A 7,329-nucleotide genomic window follows, 5' to 3' on the forward strand; every position below is an offset into this window, starting at 1 on the left:
CAAGTGCAACCCGGGCCGGTTGCTACCGATCCCAAGGGAGCTCAGCGCGTTCACCGTCCACGGCCACGCTTGAAGGATTCTTGGTGACTTCTTGGAGTGTTCTTTGAAACCCGCGCGTGTTCTGCGGGTTGCGGGGCGACTAACTACTCTGGTAAGCATGAAAAACAAGCGGACCGGGACGGCGACGGCGTTGTGCGCCTGCCTGGCCGCGCTTGTCTTCACGCCATTCGGCGTCACCCCGGCGATGGCGATGACAAGAACCGTTGGTGCGCTCGGGCTGCCCAGCTCGCCCTGCTTCATCGGCCTCAACTGCGGATGTGTTCAACACTGCCAATCGCCCCCACACCCACGTCCGCCGGCCGTAGCGGGCGATCCACAGCATGCCCCGCCCGCGTCCACGCCACCAAATCCCTAGTCCGACCGGGTAATCGCCTGCTCCGCGGAAAAAGCACACTGGAGAAATTGTGAAGATTCGACGAGCCCAGCCCGTGGCCGCGGTTTGCGGCGTCTTCGCAGCACTCGTTTTGGCGTTCGGCTGGTCGGACGCCGGCACGGTCACCCGGGCGGCAAAACCAACTACTTCGTCCAACACGACGCCGGCGCCCCCGCCGGCCCCGGGCGGCGCCCTGCCGGTGCAACCCGCCGGCGGGGGCGGCTGCATCATCGGCCTCAACTGCGGTTGCACGCGCAACTGCCATAAGCCGCGGCCCCGTCCTCCGGGTCCCGTTAGCGATCCGCAACACGACGCGCCCGCACCGGCCCCGGAGAACCCCTAGCGGGACATAGCCGACGAGGCCGCCGACCGCTTTCCTATCATCGGCTGATGGAGATCGAGTTCTCGCCGGCGTTCGCTGCCGAGGACTCGGCCCGGTTTCGAGCCGCGGGGTTCTGGTCGGACACGACGTTGTCGGACGCGGTGCGCCGCAACGCCGAACAGTCACCGGATCGGCTGGCCTATGTCGACTATCCGGGGGAGTCGCTGACCTGGCGCCAATTCGACGGTGCCGCAAGCGCGCTGGCCGGGAGGCTGGCCGGCGCGGGGGTCGAGCCCGGCGACCGGGTAGCGGTGTGGCACGGCGATTCCGCGGCCCTGCACGTGCTGTTCGTCGCGATCGAGCGGTGCGGGGCGGTCGTCGTCGGCGTCGGCGCGCGCGCCGGCATTCGTGAGGTCGCGGCGATAGTGAGCAGCGCCCAGCCGAAAATGCTGATCAGCGACCAGCAGCGCGGCGGGGAAGCGGCGACCGTGGCCCACGAGCTTTTATTGCCCACCCTCGTGGTGGACTCCGAAGCCGGAACGCCACGACTGAACGTTCGGGTGCCGCCCAGGGCGCTGACCGGCGAGTCCCGGCTCGGCCCCGACGATGTGTTCCTCATCAACTCAACATCCGGGACCACCGGGCTGCCCAAGTGCGTGGTGCACACTCAGAATCGCTGGTACTACTTCCACCAGAAGGCCGTCGCCAACGGGCTGCTGACGCCGGAAGACGTTTTCTTGCCGGTGATCCCGACGCCGTTCGGCTTCGGGCTTTGGACCAGCCACACTACGCCGATCTACCTCGGTGCCACCGCGGTCATCTTGGGCCGGTTCACCACCGGGGCGACTTGCGAGGCGATATCCAGGCATCGTGCCACCGTATTATGCTGTGTCAGTACGCAATTGACGATGCTGATGGCAGACCCCGCGACCCGCGACCACGACCTGAGTTCGCTGCGCGTCGTGTTCACCGGTGGTGAGGCGCTGCCGTACCGACCGGCGGCAGAGTTCGAGGAACTCACCGGCGCCAAGATCCTCCAGTTCTACGGCTCCAACGAAACCGGGATGCTGAGCGCCACCACCGTCGACGACACGCGGGAACGCCGACTGCGCACCGGCGGGCGGATCGTGCCCGAAATGGCGGTCCGGCTCTTCGACGGGGACCGGGACGTGACCGCGACGGGCAAGGGCCAACCGGCCTGCCGCGGCCCGGCAACCAGCCTCGGCTACCTGGGCGGGACCGATCACGACAAGTTGTTCACCCCGGACGGCTGGATGCGGATGGGTGACATCTGCGAGATCGACGCGGACGGCTATCTGACCGTCACCGGGCGAACCTCCGACTTCATCCTGCGGGGCGGCAAGAACATCAGCGCGACGCAGGTCGAGGACGCTGTCACGACCCACCCCGCCATCGCGGTTGCCGCGGCCGTGGCGATGCCCGATCCGGTGTTCGGCGAAAAGGTCTGCCTTTACGTCGAACTCGTCGACGCGGCCACCCTGGACCTGTCCGAGCTGGTCGAACACCTGCTCTCGCTGGGAGTGTCCAAGGAGCTGCTGCCCGAACGGCTCATCGTCGTCGACGAGCTGCCTCGATCTTCCGGCGGGAAGGTTGCCAAAGGCCGGCTCCGCGAGGATATTCGAGCCAGAATGGAGGCCCGATGACGAATGCTCCTCACCCGCGCCGGGGCGGCCTGGAAGTCTGGGCGCCATCGGTGGTCCCCCCGATCGGAGTTGAGCTGTCCGAGGAGCAGGCGCTCGCCGTGGCCTTCCGCCACCTGGCCGGTATCGGGTTCGCCGAGAACATGGCGGGACACATCACCTGGCAACCGGACGGACGGATGGAGATGTTCGTCAATCCGTGGGGGTTGTGGTGGCAGGAGATCACCGCGTCCGACATCTGCGTGGTCGACGCCGACGCCCAAGTGTTGCGCGGTCGTTGGGATGTCACTCCGGCCATCCACATCCACACCGAGCTGCACCGCGTCCGCGACGATGCCCGGGTGGTCATCCACAATCATCCGTACTACGTCTGCGTGCTCGCGGCGCTGGGCAGGCTGCCCGAATTGGTGCACCAGACCGGTTCGCTGTTCCTCGATGACCTTTGCCTGGTGGACACCTACGACGGCGAGATCGACAGCCCCGCCCGCGCGGCCGAACTGGCGGCCCGCATCGGGTCCGCGAACCTGACCATCCTTGCCAACCACGGGGTGATCGCCACGGGCCGCAACCTGCCCGAGGCCGTGTACCGAGCGGCGTCGATCGAACGGGTCTGCAAGCTGGCCTACGACGTGCTGCTCACCGGCATCCAGCCTGTGGCCATGAAGTGGTCCGACATGGCGGGCATGCAGCGCTCGCTCGTCGAACGCGCCGCCGACGTGTACTGGGCGGGCGCGGCCAGGATGACCATCAAGGCCGACCGCGACGTGCTCACGTGAACCGCGTCGTCGCGTGTGCGTCCGCGATGAAAGCCGTCACCGGACATTCAACGACACAGCCGCGCAAGGAGATTGACGAGTGAAATCGATCGACGAGCTGGCCGGCAATCTGAGCTTCACCACCGCGAAGACCGGCGAGCAGCGCTCGGTCACGTTCCTGCCGGACCCGCCCCGCGCGCCCCGGCGCTACACGCTGATCTCGGTCGACGACCACATCGTCGAGCCGCCGGACACCTTCGCCGGACGTCTGCCGCGCAGGTTCGCCGACCGCGCACCCAGAGTCGTGGAGACCGAGAGCGGGGGCCAGACCTGGGTCTACGACGGTCGGGAACTGCCCAACGTCGGGTTCAACGCCGTGGTGGGCCGACCGGTGGCGGAGTACGGCTTCGAGCCGGTCCGTTTCGACGAAATGCGCAGGGGCGCTTGGGATATCCACGAGCGTGTCAAGGACATGGACCTGAACGGCATCTACGCTTCGCTCAATTTCCCGTCCTTCCTGCCCGGGTTCGCCGGCCAGCGGCTGCAGCAGGTGACCAACGACCGCGACCTGGCGCTGGCGTCGGTGCGCGCATGGAACGATTGGCACCTCGAGGTCTGGGCGGGCTCTTATCCCGAGCGCATCATCGGATGCCAGCTGCCGTGGTTGCTGGACCCCGAGCTGGGCGCGAAGATGATCTACGAGAACGCCGAGCGTGGATTCCACGCCATCACCTTCAGCGAGAACCCGGCGATGCTGGGACTGCCGAGCATTCACTCCAAGCATTGGGACCCGATGATGGCGGCATGCGCCGAGACGGACACCGTCGTGAACCTGCACATCGGCTCGTCGGGCTCCTCGCCGTCCACCACCGACGATGCGCCGCCGGACGTGCAGGGGGTGCTGTTCTTCGCCTACGCCATCTCGGCGGCGGTCGACTGGCTGTATTCCGGGCTGCCCAGCAGGTTTCCCAACCTGAAGATCTGTCTGTCGGAAGGCGGAATAGGCTGGGTCGCCGGCCTGCTGGATCGCCTCGACCACATGCTCAGTTACCACGCGATGTACGGCACGTGGCAGGCGCTCGGCGAAAGCCTCACTCCCGCCGAAGTATTCACGCGAAACTTCTGGTTCTGCGCGGTGGAGGACAAATCGTCGTTCGTGCAGCGCGACCGGATCGGCGTGGACAACATCATGCTGGAAGCCGACTACCCGCATTGCGACTCAACCTGGCCACACACCCAGCAGACGGTCCACGAACAAATCGGTGGCCTGCCCGAGGACGTGATTCGCAAGTTCACTTGGGAGAACGCCTCTCGCCTCTACCGCCACCCGGTTCCGGAAGAAGTGCAGCGCAATCCCGAGGCGTTCTGAACCATGACTACGGCCAAAGTCGACTTCAGCTCTGTTCGTTGGGGCTCCGTGGAATGGACGAACCTCGTCACGCTGTACCTGCGCGCCTACGAAAGCCGCTCCCACCGACCAGTTTTGGGCGACAAAGCGGCCGCGGATGCGGTGGACCGGATTGACTACGACTTCAAGAGGATCCATCGCAGCTCGCTCCCGGTGTCGAACCAATACCTGGTCGCGTTGCGGGCCAAGGCGCTCGACGACTGGTGCGCGGACTTTTTGCGCCGCCACCCCGACGCGGTGGTCCTGCACCTGGGTTGCGGCCTGGACGGCCGCGCCTTCCGGCTCGCCATGCCGCATTCCGTTTCGTGGTTCGACATCGACCAACCCGGTGTCATCGAACTGCGGCGGCGACTCTACGAGGACACCGAGCGCTACCGGATGATCGGCTCATCGGTGACCGATCCAACGTGGCTGGAGCAGATCCCGACCGGCCGGCCCACGCTGGTGGTCGCCGAGGGCCTGCTGATGTATCTGACCGAGCAACAGGTGCGACAGCTGCTCCAGCGGCTGACCGATCGATTCGATTGTGGCGAAATGCAATTCGACACGCTCTCCGCTCTGGCGCCGCTGCTGTCGAAGCTTTTCACCAGGGGGATCATCAAGTGGGGCATCCGCGACGCGCGGCAGCTAGAGACGTGGAACCCGAGGCTGCGGTTGGTCGAGCAGGCGCCCGCACTCGCGGGCTACCGGAAAATCGAATCGACGCCGGTGCGGTGGATGTACAAGCTGACGTGTGCATCACCCGGCGGCAAGTACGACGTGCTGAACCGCTTCGAGTTCTGACGGCGTCACAAGTCGGAAGCCAGCCGCCGCAGGATGTCGGACGTCGGTTCGGCGGTGGCACTGCGGTACCCGGTGCCCGCCCACAGATGGACATACTCGGGCTTGCCCGCCGCGGCCGCGGCTTTGCGCAGCGGGCTGGTGAGGTAGTGGATGGCGGGATAGCCCAGCGGCGCCTCGGCCTCGTGGGCATCGATGAACGAGTTGCGCAGCCCGCGGGCGGGCCGGCCGGTGAAGGCGTGCGTGAGCACCGTCTCGCTGTAGGCGGGATCGGTCAGGGCAGCCCGGTGCGTGGCCGATGCGCCGCTTTCGTCGGCGCGCAGCAGGACCGTCCCGACCGCGGCCGCCGCGGCCCCCGCGCGGATCACCTCGGCTACGGCGGCGGGCGTGGCGAGCCCGCCGGCGGCGATCACCGGCAGCGGCACCGTCGCGACGATACGTTCGACCAGCTCGGCGATCGGTACCGGCGTCAGCGGCTTCCGCGGCGAGAGCGTGCCCGAGTGACCGCCGGCGGCCGCCGCCTGAACGGCGAGCATGTCCGCCCCGGCGTCGCGCGCCTGTGCCGCCTCCTCGGGCGTGGTCACCGTCTGCACGACGATGGTCCCCGCCTTGCGCAGCGCCGAGATCACGCTGCCCGACGGGATGCCGAACGTGAACGACACCATGGGGACCGGGTCGTCGAGCAGCAACGCGACCTTCTCGTCGAACTTGTCGGTGTCCTCGGCGGGCTCCTGGGGCAGCGTCAAACCGAACTGGTCGGCGTCCCGCTGAACGATAGCGGCGTAGGCCCGATAGGCCTCGGGATCGACCGGTAGGGGATTGGGCGCAAAGAGGTTGATACCAAACGGGATTCCCTCGGCGCGAACATGCTTGAGCTCGGCCTCGACGGCCTCCACGGTCTTGTAGCCCGCGGCGAGCATGCCCAGCCCGCCCGCGCGCGTCGCGGCCGACACCATCGCAGGGGTGGTCGGGCCCCCCGCCATCGGGGCGGCGACCAGCGGAATGGACATCCCGAACTGTGCCAGCATCTCAAAGCCCTTCCGGTGTCGCAGTGTCGCAGGCGCGGAGCGCTGCCTCGACAATAACGACGTGCCGTTGCGTCAGCATTCCGCCCGGGGGCGGCACCTGGCAGGATGCTTCAACGTGAAGAGGCCCAACTTCCTCGTGATCGTGGCGGACGACCTCGGGTTTTCTGATATCGGCGCGTTCGGCGGCGAGATCGAGACACCCAATCTCGATCGGCTCGCCCAGGCGGGGATCCGGTTCACCGATTTCCACTCCGCGCCGGCCTGCTCGCCCACCCGGGCGATGCTGCTGACGGGAACGGACCACCACATCGCCGGGATCGGCACCATGCTGGAGGTCGCCGGGCCGGCGTTCCGCGGCGCTCCCGGCTATGAGGGCTATCTGAACGACCGGGTGGTGGCGTTGCCCGAGCTGCTGCGCGACGCCAGATACCTGACGCTCATGTCGGGCAAGTGGCACCTGGGCGCAACCATCGAGACGTCGCCGTGGGCGCGCGGATTCGAGCGCTCGTTTGCCCTGCTGCCCGCGGGGGCCAGCCATTACGGGGGGCGGGCGGCAGACGGCTTCTCGCCCATTCCAACGCTTTACACCGAGGATGACCAGTTCGTCACGGTCGGGGACGACTTCTACTCGTCGGACTTCTACACCGACAAGCTGTTGCAGTACCTGCGCGAACGGGCGCCCGGCGACGACCGGATGCGCCTCGACGTCGGGCGGGCACAGACCCAGCCGCTTGAGGGCCGCGAGCCGCTCTTCGCGAAGCGCGTCCGGACCGGCGTCGTAGCGGCCACGGTATTTCGCGATCGATTCGTCCGGCGCGTGCAGCGGCCAGTGCGGCGCCTGGAAGGGCAGATACGCGAAGAAGGGCCGGTCGTCGCCGGGCGCCCGTTCGCGCAGGTACTGCAACAGCTTGTCGGTGTAGAAGTCCGACGAGTAGAAGTCGT

General features: G+C 67.2%; 5 protein-coding genes and 2 pseudogenes. 5 read left to right on the top strand and 2 right to left on the bottom strand.

The window, feature by feature from the left end; translation table 11 throughout:
- The first annotated feature begins 823 nt into the window (after nt 1-823).
- The 4 genes from A5697_RS00180 (at nt 824) to A5697_RS00195 (ending at nt 5,362) form a co-directional block, all read left to right on the top strand.
- On the top strand, nt 824-2,419 hold the full coding sequence (locus tag A5697_RS00180; protein WP_068006921.1) for a class I adenylate-forming enzyme family protein: 1,596 nt from the start codon (nt 824-826) through the stop codon (nt 2,417-2,419).
- Nucleotides 2,416-3,192, top strand: coding sequence for a class II aldolase/adducin family protein (locus A5697_RS00185; protein ID WP_197500865.1), 777 nt, complete (start codon nt 2,416-2,418; stop codon nt 3,190-3,192). Before A5697_RS00180 ends, A5697_RS00185 begins: the two co-directional genes overlap by 4 nt.
- A gap of 79 nt (nt 3,193-3,271) precedes the next feature.
- Nucleotides 3,272-4,540: an amidohydrolase family protein gene (locus A5697_RS00190; RefSeq protein ID WP_068006922.1), complete on the top strand. Its 1,269-nt coding sequence runs from the start codon at nt 3,272-3,274 to the stop codon at nt 4,538-4,540.
- 3 nt (nt 4,541-4,543) lie between these two features.
- A complete protein-coding gene (locus A5697_RS00195) occupies nt 4,544-5,362 on the top strand; it encodes a class I SAM-dependent methyltransferase (RefSeq protein ID WP_068006926.1) in 819 nt (272 codons plus the stop codon).
- 5 nt (nt 5,363-5,367) lie between these two features.
- On the opposite strand, the gene A5697_RS00200 is transcribed toward A5697_RS00195, so the two are convergent.
- Nucleotides 5,368-6,387, bottom strand: coding sequence for a nitronate monooxygenase family protein (locus A5697_RS00200; protein WP_067945417.1), 1,020 nt, complete (start codon nt 6,385-6,387; stop codon nt 5,368-5,370).
- Between A5697_RS00200 and A5697_RS00205 the strand changes: the two are divergent.
- Nucleotides 6,362-7,081: pseudogene (locus tag A5697_RS00205) on the top strand (sulfatase-like hydrolase/transferase); the annotation flags it as partial. The gene A5697_RS00200 and the pseudogene A5697_RS00205 sit on opposite strands and share 26 nt — an antisense overlap.
- A gap of 111 nt (nt 7,082-7,192) precedes the next feature.
- On the opposite strand, the pseudogene A5697_RS28215 reads toward A5697_RS00205, so the two are convergent.
- A pseudogene (locus A5697_RS28215) lies at nt 7,193-7,291 on the bottom strand (hypothetical protein); the annotation flags it as partial.
- Nucleotides 7,292-7,329 lie beyond the last annotated feature (38 nt).

The organism is Mycobacterium sp. E3251 (genome assembly GCF_001666835.1).
In the GTDB taxonomy this organism is placed as follows: domain Bacteria; phylum Actinomycetota; class Actinomycetes; order Mycobacteriales; family Mycobacteriaceae; genus Mycobacterium.